Annotated in this window: 20 protein-coding genes; 8 read left to right on the top strand and 12 right to left on the bottom strand. The window is 73.6% G+C overall.

What is annotated here, in order from left to right; all coding sequences use genetic code 11:
• Positions 1 to 312: 312 nt before the first annotated feature.
• Entirely contained in the window at positions 313 to 921 is a 609-nt protein-coding gene (locus tag OHB00_RS05100; protein WP_406431658.1) for a response regulator transcription factor, read from the top strand.
• Here the strand turns inward: OHB00_RS05100 and OHB00_RS05095 are convergent.
• The 4 genes from OHB00_RS05095 to lanKC all read right to left on the bottom strand — a co-directional run bounded on the left by OHB00_RS05095 (position 898) and on the right by lanKC (position 7,145).
• Positions 898 to 2,583: an ATP-binding cassette domain-containing protein gene (locus OHB00_RS05095; RefSeq protein ID WP_406431656.1), complete on the bottom strand. Its 1,686-nt coding sequence runs from the start codon at positions 2,581 to 2,583 to the stop codon at positions 898 to 900. The two genes, OHB00_RS05100 and OHB00_RS05095, sit on opposite strands and share 24 nt — an antisense overlap.
• On the bottom strand, positions 2,580 to 4,253 hold the full coding sequence (locus tag OHB00_RS05090; RefSeq protein ID WP_406431655.1) for an ATP-binding cassette domain-containing protein: 1,674 nt from the start codon (positions 4,251 to 4,253) through the stop codon (positions 2,580 to 2,582). Before OHB00_RS05090 ends, OHB00_RS05095 begins: the two co-directional genes overlap by 4 nt.
• A gap of 125 nt (positions 4,254 to 4,378) precedes the next feature.
• A complete protein-coding gene (locus tag OHB00_RS05085) occupies positions 4,379 to 4,495 on the bottom strand; it encodes a SapB/AmfS family lanthipeptide (protein WP_046732101.1) in 117 nt (38 codons plus the stop codon).
• Positions 4,496 to 4,553: 58 nt separating this feature from the next.
• Positions 4,554 to 7,145, bottom strand: coding sequence for a class III lanthionine synthetase LanKC (gene lanKC / locus OHB00_RS05080; protein ID WP_406431652.1), 2,592 nt, complete (start codon positions 7,143 to 7,145; stop codon positions 4,554 to 4,556).
• 197 nt (positions 7,146 to 7,342) lie between these two features.
• Here lanKC and OHB00_RS05075 point away from each other — a divergent pair, with 197 nt between their 5' ends.
• The 6 genes from OHB00_RS05075 to OHB00_RS05050 all read left to right on the top strand — a co-directional run bounded on the left by OHB00_RS05075 (position 7,343) and on the right by OHB00_RS05050 (position 14,225).
• Positions 7,343 to 9,787 (top strand): SpoIIE family protein phosphatase, encoded by a 2,445-nt coding sequence (locus OHB00_RS05075; RefSeq protein ID WP_406431650.1) that lies wholly within the window; start codon positions 7,343 to 7,345, stop codon positions 9,785 to 9,787.
• A 58-nt stretch (positions 9,788 to 9,845) separates the two neighbouring features.
• A complete protein-coding gene (locus OHB00_RS05070; protein WP_406431649.1) occupies positions 9,846 to 10,124 on the top strand; it encodes a hypothetical protein in 279 nt (92 codons plus the stop codon).
• A gap of 139 nt (positions 10,125 to 10,263) precedes the next feature.
• Positions 10,264 to 11,331 (top strand): glucose-1-phosphate thymidylyltransferase, encoded by a 1,068-nt coding sequence (locus OHB00_RS05065; RefSeq protein ID WP_406431647.1) that lies wholly within the window; start codon positions 10,264 to 10,266, stop codon positions 11,329 to 11,331.
• Complete coding sequence (gene rfbB, locus OHB00_RS05060; protein WP_406431645.1) at positions 11,328 to 12,326, top strand: dTDP-glucose 4,6-dehydratase; 999 nt, start codon at positions 11,328 to 11,330, stop codon at positions 12,324 to 12,326. The genes OHB00_RS05065 and rfbB overlap by 4 nt, the downstream gene beginning before the upstream one ends.
• A complete protein-coding gene (rfbD, locus tag OHB00_RS05055) occupies positions 12,326 to 13,207 on the top strand; it encodes a dTDP-4-dehydrorhamnose reductase (protein ID WP_406431643.1) in 882 nt (293 codons plus the stop codon). The genes rfbB and rfbD overlap by 1 nt, the downstream gene beginning before the upstream one ends.
• Before the next feature lie 196 nt (positions 13,208 to 13,403).
• Positions 13,404 to 14,225, top strand: a complete 822-nt coding sequence (locus tag OHB00_RS05050) for a hypothetical protein (protein ID WP_406431642.1) — start codon at positions 13,404 to 13,406, stop codon at positions 14,223 to 14,225.
• Between the two features lie 54 nt (positions 14,226 to 14,279).
• On the opposite strand, the gene rfbC is transcribed toward OHB00_RS05050, so the two are convergent.
• From rfbC to OHB00_RS05025, 5 genes are all read right to left on the bottom strand, one after another.
• On the bottom strand, positions 14,280 to 14,873 hold the full coding sequence (gene rfbC / locus OHB00_RS05045; protein ID WP_406431640.1) for a dTDP-4-dehydrorhamnose 3,5-epimerase: 594 nt from the start codon (positions 14,871 to 14,873) through the stop codon (positions 14,280 to 14,282).
• Positions 14,874 to 14,878: 5 nt separating this feature from the next.
• Positions 14,879 to 16,897 carry a glycosyltransferase family 2 protein gene (locus OHB00_RS05040; RefSeq protein WP_406431638.1) on the bottom strand — a complete coding sequence of 673 codons (2,019 nt, stop codon included), beginning with the start codon at positions 16,895 to 16,897 and terminating at the stop codon, positions 14,879 to 14,881.
• Between the two features lie 191 nt (positions 16,898 to 17,088).
• Positions 17,089 to 17,673 (bottom strand): hydrolase, encoded by a 585-nt coding sequence (locus OHB00_RS05035; protein ID WP_406431636.1) that lies wholly within the window; start codon positions 17,671 to 17,673, stop codon positions 17,089 to 17,091.
• Between the two features lie 8 nt (positions 17,674 to 17,681).
• Positions 17,682 to 19,094: an MFS transporter gene (locus tag OHB00_RS05030; RefSeq protein WP_406431634.1), complete on the bottom strand. Its 1,413-nt coding sequence runs from the start codon at positions 19,092 to 19,094 to the stop codon at positions 17,682 to 17,684.
• A complete protein-coding gene (locus OHB00_RS05025; RefSeq protein WP_406431633.1) occupies positions 19,091 to 19,528 on the bottom strand; it encodes a MarR family winged helix-turn-helix transcriptional regulator in 438 nt (145 codons plus the stop codon). Before OHB00_RS05025 ends, OHB00_RS05030 begins: the two co-directional genes overlap by 4 nt.
• Before the next feature lie 138 nt (positions 19,529 to 19,666).
• Between OHB00_RS05025 and OHB00_RS05020 the strand changes: the two genes are divergently transcribed.
• On the top strand, positions 19,667 to 20,167 hold the full coding sequence (locus OHB00_RS05020) for a metallophosphoesterase family protein (RefSeq protein WP_406431631.1): 501 nt from the start codon (positions 19,667 to 19,669) through the stop codon (positions 20,165 to 20,167).
• Positions 20,168 to 20,457: 290 nt separating this feature from the next.
• On the opposite strand, the gene OHB00_RS05015 is transcribed toward OHB00_RS05020, so the two are convergent.
• Genes OHB00_RS05015 through OHB00_RS05005 form a run of 3 tightly spaced genes read right to left on the bottom strand, consistent with a single transcriptional unit; the run spans position 20,458 to position 23,366 of the window.
• Positions 20,458 to 21,075, bottom strand: a complete 618-nt coding sequence (locus OHB00_RS05015; protein WP_406431629.1) for an SRPBCC family protein — start codon at positions 21,073 to 21,075, stop codon at positions 20,458 to 20,460.
• Between the two features lie 19 nt (positions 21,076 to 21,094).
• Positions 21,095 to 22,201: an XdhC family protein gene (locus OHB00_RS05010; protein WP_406431627.1), complete on the bottom strand. Its 1,107-nt coding sequence runs from the start codon at positions 22,199 to 22,201 to the stop codon at positions 21,095 to 21,097.
• Positions 22,194 to 23,366 (bottom strand): vWA domain-containing protein, encoded by a 1,173-nt coding sequence (locus OHB00_RS05005; protein WP_406431625.1) that lies wholly within the window; start codon positions 23,364 to 23,366, stop codon positions 22,194 to 22,196. Before OHB00_RS05005 ends, OHB00_RS05010 begins: the two co-directional genes overlap by 8 nt.

The raw sequence follows: 23,366 nt of genomic DNA, 5'->3' as shown, positions 1-23,366 counted from the left end.
CGTCGGACACGCCCGACCACCTCCTCGTCCGGCCGCAGGTCGCGTCCTCGGGATCAAGGCTCCCTCCTGGCGCCGACCGGCGCACGGCGAGAGCGGCGCGGGCCTCCGCACCGGGCGGCCCCCGTGTACCCCGTTCGCCCCGGCACATGCCCCCGCAACCGATGCGCGCCGCGGGGCCCGGGCGCCGGTTGTGCGCCCCCACGCACCCCGTTGGCCGGATCTTCGCGCCCATGAGAGGTGGCGGACGTCAACAATGGGGCACGCGTTCCACACCTTGAACCGAAGAACCGACGGACGGCTGAGGGGGCGGCGGTGATCCGGGTACTTCTGGTGCACGACGCGTGTCTGGTGAGATCGGTCCTGGCGGAGTGGTTACGCCGGGAACCCGGTTTCCGCGTGGACGACACGCCGTGGCACGGCGCGCGCGGACGGGTCCGGGCGGTACGGCCGGACGTATGTGCGGCGGACCTCGAAAGCTCCGGCACCCACGGCGTGCCGCCGCTCGCCGACCTGCGTCCGGCGGAGGCCGGCGCACCCGTACCGAGGCTGGTGGTGCTCGCCGGTGCGAACAGACCCGGCCTGCTGAAACGGGCGGCCGAGGCGGGGGCGCTCGGCTATGTCGACAAGTCGGGCGCGCCGGAGCGGCTGGTGGACGCGATCCGGCACGCCGCCGAGGGGGAACGTTTCGTCGACGACTCGCTGGGCTTCGGTTTCCTGAAGGCCAGCGAGATTCCGCTCACCAGACGGGAGCTGAGCGTGCTGGAGCTGGCGGCCGGCGGGGCGTCCGTCGCGGAGATCGCCGGCAGCCTGCACCTGTCCAACGGAACCGTGCGCAACTACATGGCCGCGATCACCCGCAAGACCGGGGCCCGCAACCGCGTCGACGCGATCCGCATCTCACAGGGCGAGGGGTGGCTGTGACACGGCGGCGCTCCCGGGCGCTGCCAGGTCCTGGTAGAGGGCGCAGGTGCGCAGCAGGTCCTCGTGGGTGCCGTAGGCCGTGCGGGAGCCGTCCAGCACCAGGATCCGCCGGGCGCGGCGGGCCGAGTCGATCCGGTGCGCGACGACCACCAGAGTGCCGCCGGGCCGCGTGGCGAACGCCCGTTCGGCGCGGGCCTCGGCCTCCGCGTCGAGATGACAGGTGGCCTCGTCCAGGAGAGCGAGCGGCGCGGGGGAGAGATAGGCGCGGGTGAGCGCGACCAGTTGCCGCTCACCCGCCGACAGCTCCGCCGGCCGCACCGGTGCGTCCGGTCCGCCCAGCCGCTCCAGCAGCGGGGTGAGACCGACCGCCTCGGCGGCCGCCAGCAGCTCCGGTACCGGGACGGGCCCCGGGCGCAGCAGCCCGAGGTTCTCCGCGAGAGTGCCCGTGCAGACGTACGCCTCCTGCGGGATCAGTACCCGCGCCGCCGCCGCCCGCGCCCCCGGCACCGGGTGGCCGCACACCCGGACCGTGCCGTGCGCCGGGTGCAGCAGCCCGGCGGCCACCGCCGTCAGCGTCGACTTGCCGATCCCGCTCGGGCCCACGACGGCGAGGTGACCGCCGGGCGGGACGACGAGGTCGAGCCCGTCGAGGACGGGGGTGCTCGCCGGGCCGTAGGCGAAGGTGACGGCGGCGAGGGAGAGGGCCGGGGCGTCGTCGGCCGCCGCCTCTCCCGTGGGTTTCGGGAGCGGCCCGGGCGCCGGGGGCGGCCGCAGCCTGCGCAGTACGACGGTGAGACGCGCTCCGCCGGCGCCCAGCCCGTGCACCAGGTTCTGGAGGGCGGGGAGCAGGGACTGGGTGACGTAGGCGAGCGCGCCGACCAGGGCACCCGCGGTCACGCCGTGGGCGAGCAGCCAGGGCGCGGCGGCGAGCAGCAGCACCAGGGGCAGCCGGCCGCCGACCGCGAGCGCCGCCACCCGGACGACACTCCAGCGGGCCAGGGCCCGGGCGGCCCGGAACTCGGCGTCAACGCCCTCCCCGACACGCGCGGCGACCTGCGCCTCGGCCCCCGCCGCGGCGATGTCCCGCAATCCCGGGCACACCTCGCCCAGTTCCGCCGCGAGCGCCTCGTCGGCGACCAGGAAGGCCTCCTGGCGGCGGGCCAGCGGCCGCAGGGTCGCGGCGAACAGGCCCAGACCCGCCAGCAGCGGGGGCAGCACCACCAGCAGCAGCGGGGGCGCGAGGGCACACAGCCCGGCGAGCGCGCCGACGACCGCGAACACGAACGACCGGGACACCAGCACCAGCCCGGCGAGAGTGTCCCGGGCGATCTCCACCTGCTGGGTCAGTCCGGACAGCGCCCCCCGGTCCGCCTCCCGCACCCCGCGCGCGACCACATCCGCCACCAGGCGGTCGCGCACCGGTTCCACGAGGTCGGCGACCACCCCGTACACCCGGCGGGTCCCGTACGCCCCGGCCCCCACCCCGCCCGCGGCCGCGGCGAGCCACCACAGCCCGGTCCGCGCGTCCCCGGCGAGGAACCCGGCGTCCAGCGCGCGGGCCAGGGCGTATCCGAGGAGAAAGGTCTGCCCGGCCTCCAGCACCGACCAGCCCACCAGCCGCACCAGCGCCGCCCGGCGCACCAGCGGCGCGAGGGCGGTCACCGTGCCGTCCGCTCGGCCGCGCGTGCCCCGAACACCGCCCGGTACTCCGGGTCCCGCCACAGCTCCGCATGGGGCGCCACGGCCCGTACCCGCCCCGCGTCCAGCCAGGCCACCGCGTCCGCACGGGCAGCGGTCGACGCGCGGTGCGCGACGACCAGCCGGGTGGGGCCCGGAGCCAGCAGGGCCTCGGCGACGCGGTGCTCGGTGACGGTGTCCAGGCTGGAGAGGGCGTCGTCGAGGATCAGCAGGCGGCCGGGGTGCGCGAACGCGCGGGCGAGACCGAGGCGCTGGGACTCGCCGCCGGAGCAGGGGGCGTCGGTGAGCAGGGTGGTGTAGCCGTCGGGCAGGCGCCGGATGTAGGCGTCCGCCTGGGCCTTGCCGGCGGCGGCACGGACCTCGGCGGGGGAGGGGGTGGTCAGGCCCAGGGCGATGGTGTCCCCGACGGTCCTGCCGAGCAGGGCCGGGCGGGCGAAGGCGCAGGTGACGGACGTGCGCAGCTCGTCATGGCGGAGGGCGGGCAGCGGGACCCCGTCCAGCAGGACCTCCCCGGCGTCCGGATCGGCCAGCCGGCCGGCGAGAGCGGCCAGCAGGGACTTGCCGGTGCCCGAGCGGCCCACGACGGCCAGAGCGGTGCCGCCGGGCACGGTCAGGTCGACGCCGTCCAGCACCGTGCGGTCACCCCGGCGGGCGGTCACCCCGCGCAGTTCCAGCCGTCCGGGGCCGGGCGGCAGCGGCCGGTCGCCGTGGGCCGGTGCGGGAAGCGCCAGCACCTCGGCGAGGCGCCTCGCGGACGCGCGCGCCCGGGTGGCGGCGGCGAGCTGTCCGACCAGCACGCCGACACCGGTCGCGAGGACGGCGTAGCGGGAGGCGGCGAGCACCTCGCCGACCGAGATCCGGTGCCGGGAGAGCAGCAGGCCCGCCACCGCCACGACGGCGAGTTGGAGCAGGGGGCCCACGGTCACCGCCTGGGCGGCGGCCCGGCCCTGTACCCGCCACATGCGGTGCCCGGCGCGGGCGAGGTCCGGCAGCGGGCGCAGCACGCGCTCGGTCTCGCGGTCCTGGAGGCCGGCCGCCACGATCGTCCGACGGCCCTCGGCCGCCTCCGCCAGCGCGGCCGCGATCCGGCCCTGCTCCCGCTGGTACGCGGCCACGCACGCCGAGGTGTCCCGGGTGAACGCCCGCAGCAGCAGGACGAGCACGGGTGCCCCGGCCAGGAACACGGCCGCCAGCCAGGGGTCGACGAGAGCGAGCGCGACCACCCCGCCGACCGGACCGGCCAGGGCGGCGAGGAGCGCGGCCAGGGCGGCGGGCCCGGTCCCGGCCTGCGCGGCGTTCCCGACCAGCCGGGCGACCAGGTCGCCGGCACCGAACCGGGTCCCCGCGCGCGGGCCCAGCGCCAGCACCTGCCCGGTGACCTGCTTGCGCAGCCCGGCGGTGGCCCGCGCGTCGGCGGTACCGGCGAGCACGCTCGCGCAGCCGTCCAGCAGGGCCGACAACAGCACCAGCCCGGCGGCGCGGACCACCCACGCGGTCGCCGGGGCGCCCGCCAGCAGCAGGTCCAGGGCACGGCCCAGCGCGGCGGGCAGCAGCAGCCCCGCCGCCGTGGCCGCCGTACTCACCAGGCACAGGGCGGCACACCGCCCCCCGGCGTGGCGCAGGGCGGTGCGCATCGGATCACGGTGCGGGGGTCGGGCCATCGCTGCGGTCCTCGTATCGGCGAAGGCCCCGGACGGCCCCTCCCGAAGGAGCGGGCCGCCCGGAGCCGGTTTCGCGGTGCCGGTCAAAGACGGAGCGGTCAGAGACAGAGCAGAACGCTCGCCGCCGAGACGCACGACAGCAGGCTCACCGTGCTGGCGCCGCCGCCGTCGTGACGCTCCTCGGACTCCATCGTCTGCAGGTCGAGCAGTGCCATAGCGTGTCCTTTCCGGGGACCGAGCGGCCCCCCGGGTGTTGTCGGGGACGGGGTTGTGTCACGACTCCGCCGAAGCAGGGAGCCGCGTTCTGGGGGCCGCCGGTGGCGGCGGGAGGAACGGCAGGTGCGCGGCGCGGTCGCCGTCGAGGGCGGCCGTGAGCGCCAGCAGGCACCCGGCGGTTCCGGTGGCGAGGTCCATGGACAGCCGCATCATCTGGTGTCCGGGGAAGGCGAGTTGGCCCTGGTAGGCCATGGCGAGCCAGCCGAGCCCGTCGATCTGCGCGGCGAGCCGGTCTGGTTCGGCGCCGCTGCGGGCGAGGTGCAGGATCATGCCCGCGCGGCCCTGGAAGAGGCCCGGCTGGGCGTAGAAACGCGAGGTCGCGGCCGTGCGGACGGCGGCCCGGGCACGCTCGAAGTCGCCGGTGTCGTCGACCCCGTGGGCGAGCCAGTCGTCGAGCACCATGCCGATGCCCACGCTGCCGTCGCCGAGGTAGGGCAGGGTCCGCCACCCCTCGTCCACTTCAAGGCCACCGCCCTTCTGCACGACACAGCGGTCCAGGTCCCGGCGCAGGGCCCGACCGGCCGCCGTCAACAGCGCGGCGTCGCCGGTCCGTTCGTAGCGCCGGAGCAGGAACAGCGCGGGCCCGGTCGCACCCCGCAGCAGCCCGGCGCGCTGCCGGGACGTGTCCGGGAGCGGTTCGGCGAGCCGTCGTACGAGGATCCGCGCGGCCTCGGCGGCTCGCTCGCGCAGCTCCGGCTCGCCGGTCGTGTCGGCCAGGGAGTCCAGGACCAGGCCCAGACCGGCCAGGCCGCCGTGCAGGTCGGAGGAGAGGTTGCGCCAGTTCTCCCGGAGGACGCCGTCGACCAGGTCCAGGGCGCGCTGCCGGTGGCCGAGCAGGTCCAGGACGTGCGCCACGCCCGCGAGACCGTCGTACAGGCCGAGCGGGGTGCCCGGCGGCGGCGGTGCGGTACGGTCGAGCAGCCAGCGTTCGCCCTCCTCGTACCGTCCGGCGCCCGCCCGGTCCAGGGCGTACAGCACCCCGGCGGCACCATGCGCGATTCCGAGGCCGCCGCCGTCCCCGAACTGGGCGATGTCACCGGGGAAGAGCCGGTCGTCGCGCTCGGGGGTCGCGGCGGCGAGGATCGCCTTCACCATCGAGTCCCGGCTGTGCGGCCAGTCCGCCGGTACGACCGGACGCAGGGCCGGGGCGCCCCGGGTGATCTCCGCGACGGCCTCGTCCAGGAACGTGCCCGGCACGTCGGGGAACTGATCGGCGATCACGTCGGCGAGGTGCGCCGCCTTGCCCCGGTCCACCACGAACAGCGTGGTCACCGGCAGGAACAGCGCGAGGCGCAGACAGGCCAGCGCGTACCGGTCGACCTCGGCGCCCCGGCGGTCCGGCGGGGCGAAGAAGCCGGGATGGGCGACGACCTGCCGGCCGTTCTCCTCGACCGGGGCGGCCGCCTCGAAGTCGACGAGGAACACCGACTCCTCGTCGGGCCCGACCATGATGTTGAAGACATGCAGGTCGTTGAAGACGATGCCGCGCGCGTGCACCGCTGCCACGGCTTCCTCCACCTTCCGATGGATGCGCAGCGCCCAGGACGTGTACTCCCGTACCGCCTCGGGATCCGGGTCGGCGGTGAGCAGCGGATGCCGTTCGGCGAAGAAGGCGTTGAGGGGGCGGCCCGCCAGGAAGTCCATCACCAGGAACCGGTGCTCGCCCAGCGTGAACCAGTCCCGGACCTCGGGCACCACCCCGGTGCCGGCCACCGCCTCGAGGGCGGCCTTCTCCCGGCCCAGCCGGGCGACGGCGTCGGCCCCGTCGGCCGCGAGCCCCGCGTGCGGCCGGCCCTCCTTGAGCACCACCCGCCGCCCGTCCCGGGTGTCGGTGCCCGCGTACACCCCGCCGCCGTTGGAGAAGTGCAGCGCCTTCTCGATCCGGTACGGCAGCTCGCCCACCGTCGTCGCCTCCCGCGCGGCCAGCTGCGGCCGCAGGAACTCCGGCAGGCTCACCCAGTCCGGGACCTGGAAGGCGGGCGCCCGCCGGTCCGGGACCAGCTTCCCCGCGCCGTCCCGCACCGCCGTCACCAGCGCACCGCGCTCGTCCACGACGTACCTGCGCGCGAAAGCGCCGTAGCGGACGTACAGCGGTCCGTCGTCCCACCGCAGGTCGGTCAGGATGTACGGCCCCTCGAACCCCTCCAGGAGCGCGCCCAGCTCGCGCAGCACCTCCTGCAGCCGGCCCTCGTCGGGCGGGTACACCGTGACGAACTTGCCGCTGGTGTCGCGCCCCGCGTACTTGGCGTTGCGCAGATGCAGCAGACGCGGTCCCGGCACGAACTTGAACGGGATGCGGCGCGGCACGCAGTAGTCCCACACGATGGCCGCGATCCGCTCCGCGTTCGCCCGGGTGGCCGAGGAATGGATCTTCCAGCCCTGGGCCGGCGACGGCAGCGGCGCGCCGTCCGGCCCGAGCGGGGTCATGGTCAGCCAGTCCCCGGAGCGGGCCGCGTGCCAGCCCTCGGGCAGCGCGCGCCGCGCCGTCGCGAACAGCGGCTCCGCCTCTGCGCCGGCCGCCCCGAGCCGGTCGGGCGCGTCGTAGAAGTGGCCGTCCGCCAGCGCGTACACCTCGTACCGTCCGTCCATCCGCCTCCCCCTCCGTGGCCAGGACACGACACTTTCAGGTGTCGCACGGTCGCGGACAGTCACGCCTGTCACGAGATCGCCGTGCACAACGCACGGGTCAAGTCATGTTCGGTGTGTTTCGAGCGCCTCGGCCCCTCACTCTCCACGGAACGGTCACAGGGGCTGCGCAGACGCCTCATAAGCGCTGTAATGGCGGCGTGGTCAGTGAGGGCGCTGCGGTACGCGGAACGAGAACGGATCGCGCCGAAATCGCCCTCGAAACGCTCACTGGCGATCCCGGCGCACCCGATCGGCTCCGTCGCGTGCTCGAACAGGCGCTGGTGTTCGCCGGCGCGGCCTTCGCCGGGGTGTACACGCCCGGCGACGACGGCACCGTGCTGCGCCTCGCCGAGTCGGCGGGCCTGCCCCGCACCCTGTACGGGCTGCGCGACGCCTACCCGGCCGCCGGGCGGTCCCCGGTGGCCGAGGCGTACGGCAGCGGGCGGCCCGTCCGGCTCGGCCCCGACCAGCTGGCCGGCGGCCCCGAGGCGCGGCGGACCCCGTCCCAGGAGTTCTGGCTGGCCGTCCTGCCGGTGCCCGGCGGCGCCGGACTCCTCGTCGCCGTCAGCGAGCGGGACGACGGATTCGGCCCGGAGGACCGCGCCTGCCTGGACCTGGTCGCCGAGGCGATCACCCTGCCCGCCCCGCACCCCGTGACCGCGGACACCGGCGAACTGCCCGCCGACGCCTTCAGCCTCGCCATGGACACCGGCCGGATCAGCGTCGGCGACGCCATCCTCGACCTGTTCCGGATGGGCCGGGACGATTTCGACGGCAAGGTCGAGACGCTGCTGGGCCGTACCGTGCCCGAGGACCTGCCCGCCCTGATGTCCGTCGTCGAGGCCGACCACATGTCCATCGGCGACCGGGAGCTGGAGTTCCGGATCCTGCAGCCCTCCGGGCCGCCCAAGTGGCTGCGGCTGCGCGGCCGACTGGTGCCCGGTGGCGAGGGGCGCCCGGCCCGGCTGGCCGGTACCGTCGCCGACGCCTCCACACTCCGCTCCGACGTCACCGACGTGGCCCGCGTGCAGCAGCTCGCCGCCGCCCTGGCCACCGCCGGTACGGTCAAGGACGTCAGCCAGGCCGTCGTCACCGCCCTGCGCGGACCGCTCAAGGCCGACCGGATCGCCCTGGCCGAACTGGAGAACGACCGCCTGGTCGTCACCGTCCTCGACCCGCCCGAGGCCGAGTCCTGGCCTGCCGTGTGGCGCAGCGAATGGCGCACCGAATGGCCCGACGCGCCCGTGCGCGCCATGCCCACCCTCGCCGCGGCCCTGCGCGACGGCCGGGCCCAGATCTGGCCGGCCCGGGCCGCCCTGGAACCCGCGCTCGCCGAGGTCGGCCCCGGTGCCCTCGCCATCCTCCCGCTGCCCGCCGGCGGCCGGATGGCCGGCGCCTGCCTGATCGGCTGGGACACCCCGCACGACTTCGGCCACGACGAACGCGCGCTGCTCACCGCCTCCGCCGGCCTCGCCGGCGAGGCCCTGATGCGCGCCCACGCCTTCGACGCCGAGCACGAACTCGTCGGCATGCTCCAGCGCTCTCTCCTGCCGCCCAGGCTCCCCCTGCTGCCCGGCGCCGAGGCCGTCGCCCGCTACCTGCCCACCACCGAGGGCCTGGAGGTCGGCGGTGACTGGTACGACGTGATCCCGCTGACCGACAACCATGTCGCCCTCGTCATCGGCGACGTCCAGGGCCACAACGCGAGCGCCGCCGCCCTGATGGGCCAGATGCGCACGGCCCTGCGCGCCTACGCCGCCGAGGGCCACACCCCCGACGTGGTCGTCTCGCACGCCAACCGGCTCCTCCTGGACATGGAGAGCGACCTCTTCGCCACCTGCTGCTACGTGGACGTCGACATGGAGTCCGGCACCGCCTGGTGCGTGCGCGCCGGGCACCTGCCGCCCGTGCTGCGTCACCCGGACGGCACCACGTCCATCACCGAGACCGAGGGCGGTCCCCCGCTCGGCGTGCTCGGCCAGACCGAGTTCCCCATGACGCAGCTCGGCCTGCGCCCCGGCACCCTGCTCGCGCTCACCACCGACGGTCTGGTGGAATCCCCCGGCGCGGACATCGACGACGGCATGGAGCGCTTCGCCCGTGACCTGGCCGGCTGCGACCCGGCCCACCTCGGCCTGGCCGCCGACGCCCTGCTCGGCAGCGCCCACCGGGCCGACGACGTCGCCCTGCTGCTGATGCGTTACGACGGCATGGCCGTCCGCCCGCTGCGCGAGAGCTGGACGGTGTGGCGGGTCCCGGAGGCCGCCCGGCACGCCCGCCGCTTCAGCCGCCGTGTGCTGCGCTCCTGGGGCGTGGCCGACGAGGCGATGGACACCGCCCTGCTGGTGGTCTCCGAACTCGTCACCAACGCCCTCATCCACACCGACGGGCCCGTCCGGCTCGACCTGACCCTCGTCGACCACCGGCTGCGGATCGCCGTCGCGGACGCCTCGCCGCGCAGCCCGGTGAAGCCCACCAGCATCGGCTGGGAGGCCACCGGCGGGCGCGGCATCCTCCTGGTGGAGGCCATGTCGACCGGCTGGGGGACGGTCCCGGCCAGCGGCGGCAAGCAGGTGTGGGCGGACCTCGTCCTGGAGGGCTGAGGGCTGCCCCGCCACTCTCGACAGGCGGCGCGCGCCGACCCTCCTTAATGTCCTAGACGTGGCACACACCTTCGATGAACTGGTGGCGAAGCACCGCGCGGCCGATGCGGCCCACGAGAAGGTCCTGGAACTGCGGGACACCTACGGGCCACCGGCCGCCCGGCAGCAGCCGGGCGGCGCCCAGTCACAGACCTACGAGACCGCCCTGCGGGCCTGGCGCGACCTGGCCCGCGACGAACTGACCGCGGTGAACGAGTACGCCCGCGACGAGGGCCGGTCCAGAGCCGAGGTCGAGGCGGAGGTGGAACGCGCGGCGGCCCGGGCGGAGGGCTCCTGAACCAGGAGACAAATCGGACAGGATGCCGCTGTGGGGCACCTGGTGGTCACATGACGTCCGGACCAAAGCCATACTGTCGTAACCAGTCAGGAAAACAGAAGAACGTCTCAATCGGATGTTCACCTATAAGGTGTAGCGAATGAAGGCTTTGGTGCTCTCCGGCGGTGCCGGAACCCGGCTGCGGCCGATCACCCACACATCGGCGAAACAGCTCGTGCCGGTGGCGAACAAACCCGTGCTGTTCTACGGGCTCGAATCCCTTGCGGCCGCGGGCGTCACCGAGGTCGGGATGATCGTCGGCGACACCGCCGCCGAGATCGAGGAGGCGGTCGGCGACGGGTCGAAGTTCGGCCTGAACGTCACCTACATCCCCCAGGACCGGCCGCTGGGCCTCGCGCACGCGGTGCTCATCGCCCGCGAGTTCCTCGGCGACGACGACTTCGTCATGTACCTCGGCGACAACTTCATCGTCGGCGGCATCAGCGGGCTCGTCGAAGAGTTCCGCGAGACCCGCCCCGACGCCCAGATCCTCCTCACCCACGTGCCCAACCCGCGGGCCTTCGGTGTCGCCGAGCTCGACGCCGACGGCCAGGTGATCGGCCTGGAGGAGAAGCCGCAGGAGCCCAAGAGCGACCTCGCGCTGGTCGGCGTGTACCTCTTCACGCCCGCCATCCACGACGCCGTACGCGCCATCAAGCCGTCCTGGCGCGGCGAGCTGGAGATCACCCACGCCATCCAGCACCTGATCGACCAGCGCGCCGACGTGCGCTCCACGGTCATCAAGGGCTACTGGAAGGACACCGGCAACGTCGTCGACATGCTGGAGGTCAACCGGACCGTCCTGGAGGCGCAGGAGCCGCGCATCGACGGCGAGGTCGACGAGGCCAGCCAGATCGTCGGCCGCGTGGTCGTCGAGGCCGGCGCGCGCGTCACGGGCTCCCGGATCGTCGGCCCGGTCGTGATCGGCGCCGGGACCGTCGTCAGTGACTCGTACGTGGGCCCCTTCACGTCGGTCGCCGAGAACTGCCGGATCACCGCGAGTGAGCTGGAGTTCTCCATAGTGCTGCGGGACTCCTCCATCGACGGGGTGGGCAGGATCGAGTCCTCGCTGATCGGCCGGCACGTCGAGGTGACCCCGGCACCCGGCACCCCCAGCGCCCACCGCCTCGTTCTCGGAGACCACAGCAAGGTGCAGATCCGTTCATGAATCTCCTCGTCACCGGCGCCGCCGGCTTCATCGGCTCCACGTACGTCCGCGGCCTGCTCGCCGCCGACGCCCCCGACGCGCCGCACGTCACCGTGCTGGACAAGCTGACCTACGCGGGCACCCTGACGAACCTGCCCGAGTCGCATCCCCGCCTGACCTTCGTGCAGGGCGACATCTGCGACGCCGAGCTGGTCGACAAGCTCATGGCCGAGGCCGACCAGGTCGTGCACTTCGCGGCCGAGTCGCACGTCGACCGCTCCATCGACGGCGCGGGCGCGTTCGTCCGCACCAACGTGGTCGGCACCCAGACGCTGCTCGACGCGGCCCTGCGGCACGGCGTCGGCCCGTTCGTGCACGTCTCCACCGACGAGGTCTACGGCTCCATCGAGACCGGCTCCTGGCCCGAGAGCCACCCGCTCCAGCCGAACTCGCCGTACTCCGCCTCCAAGGCCTCCTCGGACCTGCTGGCGCTGGCCTTCCACCGCACCCACGGCCTGGACGTCCGCGTCACCCGCTGCTCCAACAACTACGGGCCGCACCAGTTCCCCGAGAAGGTCATCCCGCTCTTCGTGAGCAACCTCCTCGACGGCAAGAACGTGCCCCTGTACGGCGACGGCAGCAACGTCCGCGACTGGCTGCACGTCGAGGACCACTGCCAGGGCATCGACCTGGTCCGCACCGGCGGCCGGGCCGGCGAGGTCTACAACATCGGCGGCGGCACCGAGCTCAGCAACAAGGAGCTCACCGGGCTGCTCCTTGAGGCCTGCGGCGCCGACTGGGAGCGGGTGGACCGCGTCGCCGACCGCAAGGGCCACGACCAGCGCTACTCGGTCGACTGGAGCAAGATCCACAACGAGCTGGGGTACACCCCCAAGCACGACTTCACCTCGGGTCTCGCCGACACCGTCGCCTGGTACCGCGACAACCGCGACTGGTGGGAGCCGCTCAAGGAGCGCGCCGCCCTGGAGTCCCGCAAGGAGCAGGAGAAGCGCTGATGAAGTGGCTCGTCGCCGGAGCGGGCGGCATGCTCGGCCACGACGTGACCGAGGAGCTCGCCCGCCGGGGCGCGGAGGTGGTGGCCCTCGGCCGCGCCGACCTCGACATCACCAGCGCCGACTCGGTCGCGGCGGCGCTCGCCGCGCACCGGCCCGACCTGGTGGTGAACTGCGCCGCGTACACGGCCGTCGACGACGCCGAGACCGACGAGGAGCGGGCCCTGCTGATCAACGGCGAGGGCCCGCGCCTGCTGGCCCGCGCCGCCGCCCGGCACGGCGCCCGCCTCGTCCACGTCTCGACGGACTATGTCTTCGACGGCGAGGCCCGCACCGACCCGTACCCGGAGGACCACCCGACGGCCCCGCGCACCGCCTACGGGCGCACCAAGCTCGTGGGCGAGCGGGCCGTCCTGGAGGAACTCCCGGGCAGGAGCGCGGTGGTCCGCACGGCCTGGCTGTACGGCACGCACGGGAAGAACTTCGTGCGCACCATGATCGAGCTGGAGTCCCGCCGGGACACCCTCGACGTCGTCGACGACCAGCGCGGCCAGCCCACCTGGAGCGCCGACCTGGCCCTCCGCATCGCCGACCTCGGCCCCCGCCTCGGCCGGGACGAGCGCGCGCACGGCGTCTTCCACGGCACCAACTCCGGTACGGCCACCTGGTGCGAGCTGGCCCGGGAGGTGTTCCGCCTGCTCGGCGCCGACCCCGAGCGGGTACGCCCCACCACCAGCGAGGCGTTCGTCCGCCCGGCCCCCCGTCCCGCCTACAGCGCCCTCGGCCACGACCGGTGGGCCGAGGCCGGTCTGGACCCGCTGCGGGACTGGCGGCAGGCCCTCGCGGAGGGGCTGCCACAGCTTCGCAAGGAGATGTCCGCGTAAGGTACTTCGCACCAACGCGCCGCAGGGCGGCCGACGGCTCACCGGGCCTGTCGGCCGCCCTGCGGCGTATGGAAATAGCGGAGTGCGACGGTCTTTTTCACGGGTCGCCGTGTTCGCCCCTTGTGGGCCGCCCCACATCACTACGATGATGCTTTGAATGTCTTGTGAGCCGGGTAGGGAAAGGATTTGTCCCGCGATGTCGATGCGAGCGACCGTGAAGTCCGTGCTGGGTAAGAAGAATGTGCGGATCCTGCGACGACTGAAGCGGCGCCTGTCCGCCCGGCCGGCCCAGCCGGCCGAGTCGGCCAAGCCGACCGGGCTCGACGCGATCTCCGGTGATCTCAACAAACTCGCCCAGCACTTCAAGACGGACAAGTGGGGAATACACCGCTACACCCAGCACTACCAGCGCCACCTCGGGCACCTGAAGGACGAGTCCTTCAATCTGCTGGAAATCGGCATCGGCGGCTACAACAGGCCAGGTCAGGGCGGGGCTTCGCTGCGTATGTGGAAGCAGTTCTTCCCCAAGGCGCAGATTTTCGGAATGGACATCCAGGACAAGTCATTTGTCGACGAGGAGCGCATCACGACGTTCATCGCTGACCAGTCCGACCCGTCGTCCCTGAACGCCGTCGCCGACAAGATCGGTGAACTGGACGTCATCATCGACGACGGCAGCCACCGCAGCCCCCATGTGCTCACGACCTTCGCCACGCTCTTCCCACGACTCAAGGACGGTGGCATCTACATCGTCGAGGACACGCAGTCGTCGTACTGGCCCGAATGGCAGGGCAGCGAGGACCTCGACGCACAGCACACCAGTATGGGGATGCTGAAGCGGCTGACGGACGGCCTGAATTACGAGGAATTCGTGACCGAGAACTACCAGCCGTCATACACCGACCTCAATGTCGTCGGCGTGCACTTCTACCACAATCTGGTGATCATCGAAAAAGGCCGGAATGCCGAGGGCAGCAACAAGCGGAGCGCACTGAAGCAGCGCTACGCGAAGTCCTGACACCGCACACCGCTCAACGGGGAGCCGGGCCCTGGCCCGGCTCCCCGCCGTGGGTCAGCCGCGCAACTGCTCGTAGTAGGCCACGCAGTCGGCGTACGACGGCAGCAGCCCGGACTCCGCCGCCTCGGCCAGCGAGGGCGCCTCGGCGTCCTTCTCCGACAGCACCGGCGCCACGCCCTCGGGCCACTCGATGCCAAGGGCGGGGTCGAGCGGGTTGATGCCGTGCTCACGGCCCGGCGCGTACCCCGTCGAGCACAGGTAGACCACGGTGGCGTCGTCGGTCAGCGCCATGAACGCGTGCCCGAGGCCCTCCGACAGGAACACGGCGTGCCGGTTCTCGTCGTCCAGCCGGACCGCCTCCCAGCGGCCGAACGTGGGGGAGCCCACCCGGATGTCCACGATCACGTCCAGCACGGCGCCGCGTACGCACTTGACGTACTTGGACTGGCTCGGCGGCACGTCGGCGAAGTGGATGCCACGCAGCACGCCCCGCCGGGAGACCGAGCAGTTGGCCTGCGCGAGGTCGAGGTCGTAGCCGAGGGCCTCGCGGAACTCCCCGGCCTTGAACCACTCGTGGAAGCTGCCCCGGTCGTCGGGGAAGACCTTGGGCTCCTGGACCCACGCGCCTTCGATGCTCAGCGGTCGCACGGTTCTTACTTGCCTTCCTGTCGTGCGGGCTTCTTCCCCTTGCCCAGGGCCCTGACCAGCGCCCGGCGCACGGGCAGCGGGAGCTTGCGGGCCAGCCGTCGGGCGACGCCCGGCCGGGACTTCGGCGCGGCCGCTGCCGCCGCGGGCTTCTTCCCGGCCGGCTTGGCGACCTTCAGGCCCTCGGGGGAGTTGCGGACGACGAGCGGCAGCGTGAAGAAGCGCGGCTCGGCCGCGTCCGCGACCAGGCACAGGGCGAGCCGCCAGCCGCCCTGCTGCAGCGACCGCACCGGCAGCGGGGCGTCCAGCACGGCGTGGCCGCCCTCGGCGGGCGACAGCGTGGCCGGCACCTCCAGCACCTCGGCGGCGGGCTTCGGACCGGTCAGCCGGATCGCCGCCTTGACGTCACCGGTGACGTGGAACGGCAGCACGGCGCGCAGCCGGTCGCCGGCGACGGTGAAGTCCGCGGGCTTGAACTCGCCGAAGCCGAGCCGCTTGCCCGCCTGGTCGACATCGAGGGCGAAGTTGTTCTTGACGGTCCAGTACGGCAGCACCCGGCGGCCGCCGACGACACCCGGGACGGGCAGCGCGGGGAGCGGGTCCTTGGACACCGGGAACAGCCGGTGCTCCCGCGTCCAGCCACCGATGGTCAGGCGGACGAACGCGTCCCACAGCCCGGCCGGCAGCGGGACGCCGCCGGCCGCGGTGGCCGGGTCCACGGTGGCCGTGGCCTTCACGACCAGGCGCACGCGGTCCGGCTCGCCCTCGACGGGCAGGGTCTCGCGGGTGATCTCGACCGGCTGGAAGAACTGGGCGTGCGTCTCGCGCTCGCGCATCATCAGGTCGACGTTGGCCTTCCCGAAGCGGGCGGCGGTGCCGCGCTCCAGCCGGGCGATGGCATCCGCGACGTCCGCTGCCGGGCCGTCGGGCTCGGCGCCGGAGGTGTCGGCCGGGTAGGTCTTGGGCGTGCCGTCGACGGCGTACTCGGCGCTGAACTCGATCTTCAGGGCGTCGCCGTCCCAGGTGACGCTCCGCGCGGACGTCGAGGGGGCGATGGCCGCCTCCCACTCGGCGAGGGCGAGCACGTCGTCGTAGCGGCCGGCCGCGGCGAGCTCGGTGACCACCCGGTGGGCCGGTTCGAGCAGGGCGAACACGGAGGGGCCCATGCGTTCGGCGATCACCTTGTGGATCTCGTCGAAGAGCTCCCTGCGGTAGTCGTCCGGCAGCTTGAGGAACCGCTTGCTGCGCAGCCGCTCGCCCATCTCGCTGCGCAGCCAGCGGCGGAACATCCGGTCCCGCTTGGGGCCGGGCTCGGTGTAGCGCTCGACGACGTCGAGGGCCTCCCGGAGGTTCGCGAAGTAGCCGACCGGGTCGAAGCGCTGGAAGCCGGCGTTGGAGGCGTCGTCGCGCTTGATGTGGTAGTAGCAGACGTAGTCGCTGAGCACGGAGATGTTCGACGCCCGCAGGTACGCCTCGGCGACGAAGACGTGGTCCTCCAGCCGCCTGCGGCCCTCGGGGAAGCGCAGGCCGATGCGGTCCAGGAAGGAGCGGCGCAGCATCTTGTGCGGGGTGAGGCTGTCCATCAGCGGGGCGTTCTCGACGGTGGCCCGCGGGTGGTTGCGCCGGAACAGCTCCACCGGCACCGGGCGGCCCTTGCCGGCCATCTTCCCGATGATCAGGTCGGCCTCGTTCTCGACGCCGTAGTTGTACATCCGCTCCAGGGCTTCGTCGCCCAGGAAGTCGTCGTTGTCGACGAACATCACGAACTCGCCCTTGGACGCGGCGATGCCCACGTTGCGGGGCTTGCCGGACCAGCCGGAGGGCTCCTGGTGGATGACGTGCACGTGCGGGTGCTCGGCGGCGACGGCGTCGAGGCGGGCCGGTGTCTCGTCGCTGGAGCCGTCGTCCACGAAGATCACTTCGTACTCGTCGCGCGGCAGCGACTGCCGCAGCACCGAGGCGATGCAGTCCTCGATATAGGGTCCCGGGTTGTACACAGGGACGACAACACTGACTTTGACCGGCATCCGGCTTCCTAGCCCCCTGGATAAGCCGCCCATTTGCCTGGACGGCACCTTCATGTGGCCGAATGCTAACCCGGCCCTGGCCTCGGGCGTGTCCCACCCCTCGGTCAAGACCGGGTCGTGAAGTGTCATCCGTGCGTCAAAGGGCCTGCCCAGTCGCGGTCCCGGCCGTGGTCCGGGTGGTGGCCATGGTCTCAGCCATGGGTTTTGGCGAGCAGCTCCAGGACCTCCGCCGTGCTGCCGGACTCGCCGAGCCGGGGGAAGATCCGCTCCACGCTGCCGCGGTGCGCCTCGCCGTCGGCGTCGGCCATGGCGTCCGTGGCGAGCGTCACGTGGTAGCCGTGCGCGTAGGCGTCACGGGCGGTGGACTCCACGCCGATGCTGGTGGCGATGCCGGTCAGCACGATCTGGGTGACGCCCCGGCGGCGCAGCTGTACGTCCAGGTCGGTGCCGTGGAAGGCGCTCCAGTTGTGCTTGGTGACGTGGATGTCGCCGTCATGGCCGGACAGCTCGTCGACGACGACGTCCCAGCCCTCCGGGAAGGCGAGACCGCGCGCCTGGCGCTCGGTGCGGCCCGGGACGGCGTCGGCGAAGTCGGCCGCGAAGGAGACCCGGACCAGGACGACGGGCAGGCCCTGGGCGCGGAAGGCGTCGGCGAGCTCCACCGCGCGGGCCACCACCTCGGCACCGGTGTGCGGCTGGGTGGGCATGCCCACGATGCCCTGCTGGAGGTCGATGACGACGAGGGCGGTGCGCGGGTCGAGCGTGCTCAGAGACATGGCGCGGATCAGGCCTTTCGGGGGGCTTGAGGGGGCTGGGGGGTGAGCCGGGCCAGGGAGCGGTCCGGCAGGGTGATCGCCAGCAGCAGTGCGGAGCCGGCGAGCATGAACAGGGCCAGGCCGTGCAGGCCGCCCGTGTCGGCGCGGTGCGGGTAGAACGCCGCGGTGGCGGCGGAGGCACCCAGCGCGCCGAGGTACATGAAGGTGCGCAGCAGTCCGGCGGCGGAACCGATGCGTTCCGCGTCGGCCTGCCGGTACAGCGCGGTCTGCCCGGCGAGTCCGAGCAGACCCTGCGGGATGCCCAGCAGCGCGCCGACCGCGAGCAGCAGCCAGACCGGGCTGGCGGCGCCGACCGGCAGCAGGGCCGCGCAGCCCGCGATCTGCAGCACGGACCCGGCGACCAGCTTGGTGCGGACGGCCTCCCGGCGGCCGGTGAGCGTGGCGGTCACCAGCGCGGCGGCCGACAGCGGCAGCAGCGCGAGCCCGGCCGTGGAGGCGCTGAGCCCGCGGCCCTGCTCCAGCCACTGCGTGTAGCCGTACAGGAAGGCGTACGAGGTGGTGTACGCGAGGAGCTGGCGCACGTAGGTGACGACGAGCGGGACGTTGCCGCCGAGGACCCGCAGGTCGACGAATGGGTCGGGCACCCGCAGCTCCCGGGCCGCGAACGCGCCGGCCGCGACCACGGTCAGTGCCGGCAGGTACCAGCGGTCGGGCCGCGGGCTCATCAGGAACAGCATCAGGGAGAGCAGCAGGGCGGCGAACAGGGCCATGCCGGCCAGGTCCATGCTCTGGCGGCGTGCGGAGGCCGCGGTCCGTGGCAGCCACTTCACGCCGAGCACCAGACAGGCCGCGGAGAGCGGCACGTTGACGGTGAACACCAGGTGCCAGCCGCCGGCGCCGATCAGTATCCCGCCCAGCGTCGGACCGATCACGGCCACCGTCTGGGCGGAGACGGCGAGCGCGGTCAGCACCCCGGCCGGGCTGTCCTGACCGGTGCGCTCGGCCTCGCTCCGGGTCAGCCGCATCGCCGCCGGATACGCCGCCGAGGTGCCGAACCCGAGCAGCACCCGCGCCGCGATCAGTACGCCCAGCGAGGGCGCCAGCGCACCCATCAGGCCGGCGACGCCCACCAGCCCCGTACCGGCGAGATAGAGCCGGCGCGGACCGTACATGTCCACGAGCCGCCCGATCACCGGCTGCCCCACGGCGGTCGCCAGATACAGCGCGGTGACCAGCCACACCGTCTCGGCGGGCGGGGCGCCGAAGGCGATGCCGATCGGCACCAGGGCGACCGCGATCATCGAGGAGTTGATCGGGTTCAGTACGGAACCCAGGACCATCGGCGCGATCAGCCGCCGGTCGAACCCGGCCGGCGCCGGACGGGTGTTCCCGCGGGTGCCTGCCACGAGCCTCGGTATCACGGCCGCGACAGCCGTTCGAGCAGCTCGATCGCGGTCAGGAGGGTCCGGCGTTCGTCCTCCGTGTACCGGTCCTGGAAGGCGCGGGCCAGCCATTCGTCGCGCGCCTGCCGGTTGCCCTCCACGCGGGCCTGCCCGGCCTCGGTGAGGGTGACCAGCTGCCGGCGGCCGTCGGTCGGGTCGGGGCTGCGGCGGATGAGCCCGTGCTGGTCGAGCGCGGCCAGGGTGGCGGCCATCGACTGCGGCCGCACCCCTTCGGCGGCGGCCAGCGCGCTGGCCGTGGCCGCGCCGTGCTTCGACACCAGCGTGAGGGCCGACTCCTGCGACGGGGTGAGGTCCGTGTCCTGGGCGACCTCCCGGATACGGCGGCGCATCCGGCTGAACATCACGCGCAGGTCGCGCGCCGCGCGGGTCGCGGAATCGGAGATCTCTGCCATGCGCCCACGGTAGAACCATCAGCTGAAACTGTCCAGTCGAACCTGTCCAGTCGAACCTGTGCAGCCGGAGCTGCACAGCCAGAACTGCCAAGGCTGAACTGAAGATCACGGTATGGCCTCTTGGCCTACGCTGGCCGGGTGCGCCTGCTCCTGACCTCCGACACGCACCTCCCGTCACGCGCCAAGCGGCTCCCGGACCGGCTCCTCGCCGAACTCCCGCGCGCGGACGTCGTCCTGCACGCCGGCGACTGGGTCGACGAGGCCACCCTCGACCTACTGGAGAGCCGCAGCCGCCGCCTCATCGGGGTGTACGGCAACAACGACGGCCCCGGCCTGCGCGCCCGGCTCCCCGAGGTGGCCTACGCCGAGCTGGGCGGCCTGCGCTTCGGGGTGGTCCACGAGACCGGCGCCGCCCAAGGTCGCGAGGCACGCTGCGCCGCCCGTTTCCCGGACCTGGACGTCCTGGTCTTCGGGCACAGCCACATCCCCTGGGACACCACGGCGCCGGGCGGTCTGCGCCTCCTCAACCCCGGCTCGCCGACCGACCGCCGCCGCCAGCCCCACTGCACCTACCTCACGGCGACCGTCACCGGCGGCGCCCTCACCGACGTGACCCTCCACCGGCTGCCGCCCCGCTGACGACCGCTGCGGCAGGACGTGGCCGGGTGCAGGGGCGTGTCGGTTTCTGCTGCCGGGCGGGTGGCGGGACGCCTAGTCGTGTGCCGAGGGCTGTTCGTCGGCGGCTGCGGCGCCGTCGTGGCCGGTCGCGCAGTTCCCCGCGCCCCTGGGGCGTCGTGGTGGTGCGGTGTGGAAGGGCGTGGGTGTGCCGTGTCCTTGGGGCGTCGTGGTGGTGCGGTGTGGAAGGGCGTGGGTGTGCCGTGTCCTTGGGGCGTCGTGGTGGTGCGGTGTGGAGGGGGCCGGCGGTGCCGTCATCGGCGTGGAGAAGTCCGGTGTCTCCGCCGCAGCCTTGTCAGCGCCCAGGCGACCAGGGCGGCCGCCGCTGCCGCCACCGCCACCCGCTTGGCCACCGGCAGGCCCGCCGTGCGCAGCAGGTTCAGCGGCTCCGGCTCCCGTTCTTCGACCGGCTCAGGGCTGTCGTCGCGCCGCTCGGCCAGACGCTCCGCCAGGCAGGTCGCGAACTGGCCCACCAAGCGGTCGCCCACCTCCGACAGCACGCCGCGCCCGAACTGGGCCGGGCGGCCCGTCACCGTCAGGTCGGTGTGGACGGAGACCGCCGTGCCGCCGTCGTGTTCGGTGAGGGTGCCGGTGACCGTGGCCCTCGCCGTGCCCTGCCCGCGGGTCTCCCGGCCGTTCGCCGCCAGGACCATCCGGTGCGCCGACTCGTCCTGTTCCTCGAACACCGCCGTGCCCCGGTAGGTCACGGTGACCGGGCCGACCTTCACCTTCACCGAGCCGGTCACGGTCCTGCCGTCGTAGTCCTCCACGACCGCGCCCGGCAGACACGGCGCGACCCGCTCGATGTCGAGGAGCGCGGGCCAGGCCTCGTCGACCGGGACGGGGACGGTGAACTCGTGGTGCAGCTCCATGACTCACTCCTCCTTGCAGTCAGCGGACGGCGGGTGCGTGGATGGCGCCGGTGGTCGTGGCCAGAGGCGCGCCACTGCCGCCCCAGCGCAGGGCGACGATCTCCGCGGCGACGGACACGGCGACCTCCTCGGGGGTACGGGCGCCGAGGTCGAGGCCGAGCGGTGAGCGCAGCCGGGACAGTTCGGCCTCGGTGAGACCGGCCTCGGCCAGCCGTGCGCGCCGCTCGTCGTGGGTCCGGCGGCTGCCCATCGCCCCGATGTAGGCGGCCGGGCGGCGCAGGGCCTCCTCCAGCAGCGGCACGTCGAACTTCGGGTCGTGGGTGAGGACGCAGATCACGGTGCGGTCGTCGGTGTCCGTGCCGCTCAGGTGGCGGTGCGGCCAGTCGGCGACGACCTCGACGGCGGCCGGGAAGCGCTTGGGGGTGGCGAAGACCGGGCGGGCGTCGCAGACGGTGACCCGGTAGCCGAGGAAGTCGCCGATGCGGGCCACCGCGGCCGCGTAGTCGATCGCGCCGAAGACCAGCATCCGGGGCGGCGGTGCGAACGACTGGAGGAACACGGTGACCGCGTCCTCGCGGCGTTCGCCGTGCGGACCGTAGTGGCGCAGGACGGAGGCGCCCAGCGCGAGTTCGCCGCGCGCGTCGGCGGTGACGGCGACGTCGAGACCGTCCGTGCCGAGGGCGCCGGCCGTCCGGTCCGGCCAGACGGCGAGCGTGGCGCCCCGCGGTGCGGGTCCGTCCACCACCGTGGCCACGGTGACCGGCTCGCCCGCTGCGACCGACCCGGCGACCGCGCCGAACGCCGGGTCGGAGCCCGCGGTCACCGGCCGGACCAGCAGGGTGATCTCGCCACCGCAGGTCAGCCCGACCGCGAACGCGTCCTCGTCGCTGTAGCCGAAGGTCTCCAGCCGCGGTTCGCCGGTCGCGACGACCTCCTGCGCCAGCTCGAAGACGGCGCCCTCGACACAGCCACCGGACACGCTCCCCACCACCTCGTCGTCCGGTCCGACCGCCATGGCCGCACCTGGACCGCGCGGCGCGCTGCGGCTCACCGCGACCACCGTGGCGAGACCGAACGGGACCCCGGCCGTGTGCCAGCCGGCCAGCGTCGGCAGAATCTCACGCATCGTCCGCTCCCTTCCCCGGCTCGGCGCCGGCCCGTGCCCCGCGCACCACCGCGGCGAGCCGCTCCAGCGCCGCCAGGCTGTGTCCCGCGACGAAGGAGTCGACGCTCGGCAGCGCCGCCGCCATCCCGGCCGCCAGCGGCGCGTAACCGGGCCGTGCCTTGCGCGGGTTCGCCCAGACCACCTGGTACGCCAGGGCGTGCAGCAGGCGCATCTGCCGCCCGAGCAGCTCCGGATCGCCGCGCTCCCAGCCGTCCGAGAGCAGCACCACGATCGCGCCCCGCGCCATGCCGCGCCGCCCCCACCGGTTCAGGAACTCGCGCAGCAACTCGCCGAGGCGGGTGCCGCCGCGCCAGTCGGGGACCGCGGCCGCGACCTGAGCCATGGCCAGGTCGGGGTCCCGGTGCGACAGTTCGCGGGTGACGCGGGTCAGCCGGGTGCCGACGGTGAACACCTCCGTGCGGCCCGTGCGCACCGCCGCGTGCGCGAACCGCAGCAGCGCGTCGGCGTACGGCCCCATCGAACCGCTCACGTCGACGAGGAGTACCACCCGGCGCGGCCGGGCCACCCGAGCGTGCCGCCGGAGCAGGGCCGGCTCCCCGCCGCGCCGCAGCAACTCCCGTACCGTACGGCGCGGGTCGACCTCCCCGCGCCGCGCGGGCCGCCGCCGCGCCGAGCGCCGGGTCTGCCCCGCCAATGTGAACGCGGCCAGCAGTCTGCGCAGTTGGGCCCGTTCGGCCGGGTCCAGCTCGGTGACGTCGCGGTGCCGCAGGACTTCGGCGGAACTGGCGAGAGCGGCGGTGGGCGGCCCCGGCGGCTCGCTCTCACCATCGGTACGGGGTGCCGTGGCCGTCTCCCGGGCGACGAGCCGCAGCCGCGGCGGGGGAGCGGTGCGCACCGGCTGCCGGGCGGGGGCGCCGGCCGGTCCGAAGTACGCGGCGAACACCCTCTCGTACCGCTCCAGGTCGTCATGGCCGCCGCACAGCGTCGCCCGCCCCGCCCAGTACACGTCCGACCGCATTCCCGGCCGCAGGGCGGCCACGGCGCGCAGGAACGCGTACCCGCGCTCGGCGCTCGCGTCCACTCCCGCCGCCCGCAACGCCCGTACGAAACCCAGGAGTACGGCATCGGCCGGCACTCCGGCGGTCCTGGACAGCGCCGCGCCCAT

It is taken from the genome of Streptomyces sp. NBC_00631 (assembly GCF_045206895.1).
GTDB lineage: Bacteria > Actinomycetota > Actinomycetes > Streptomycetales > Streptomycetaceae > Streptomyces.
Note: the sequence above shows the minus strand (reverse complement) of the source record. Positions and strands in the feature narration are given on the sequence as shown.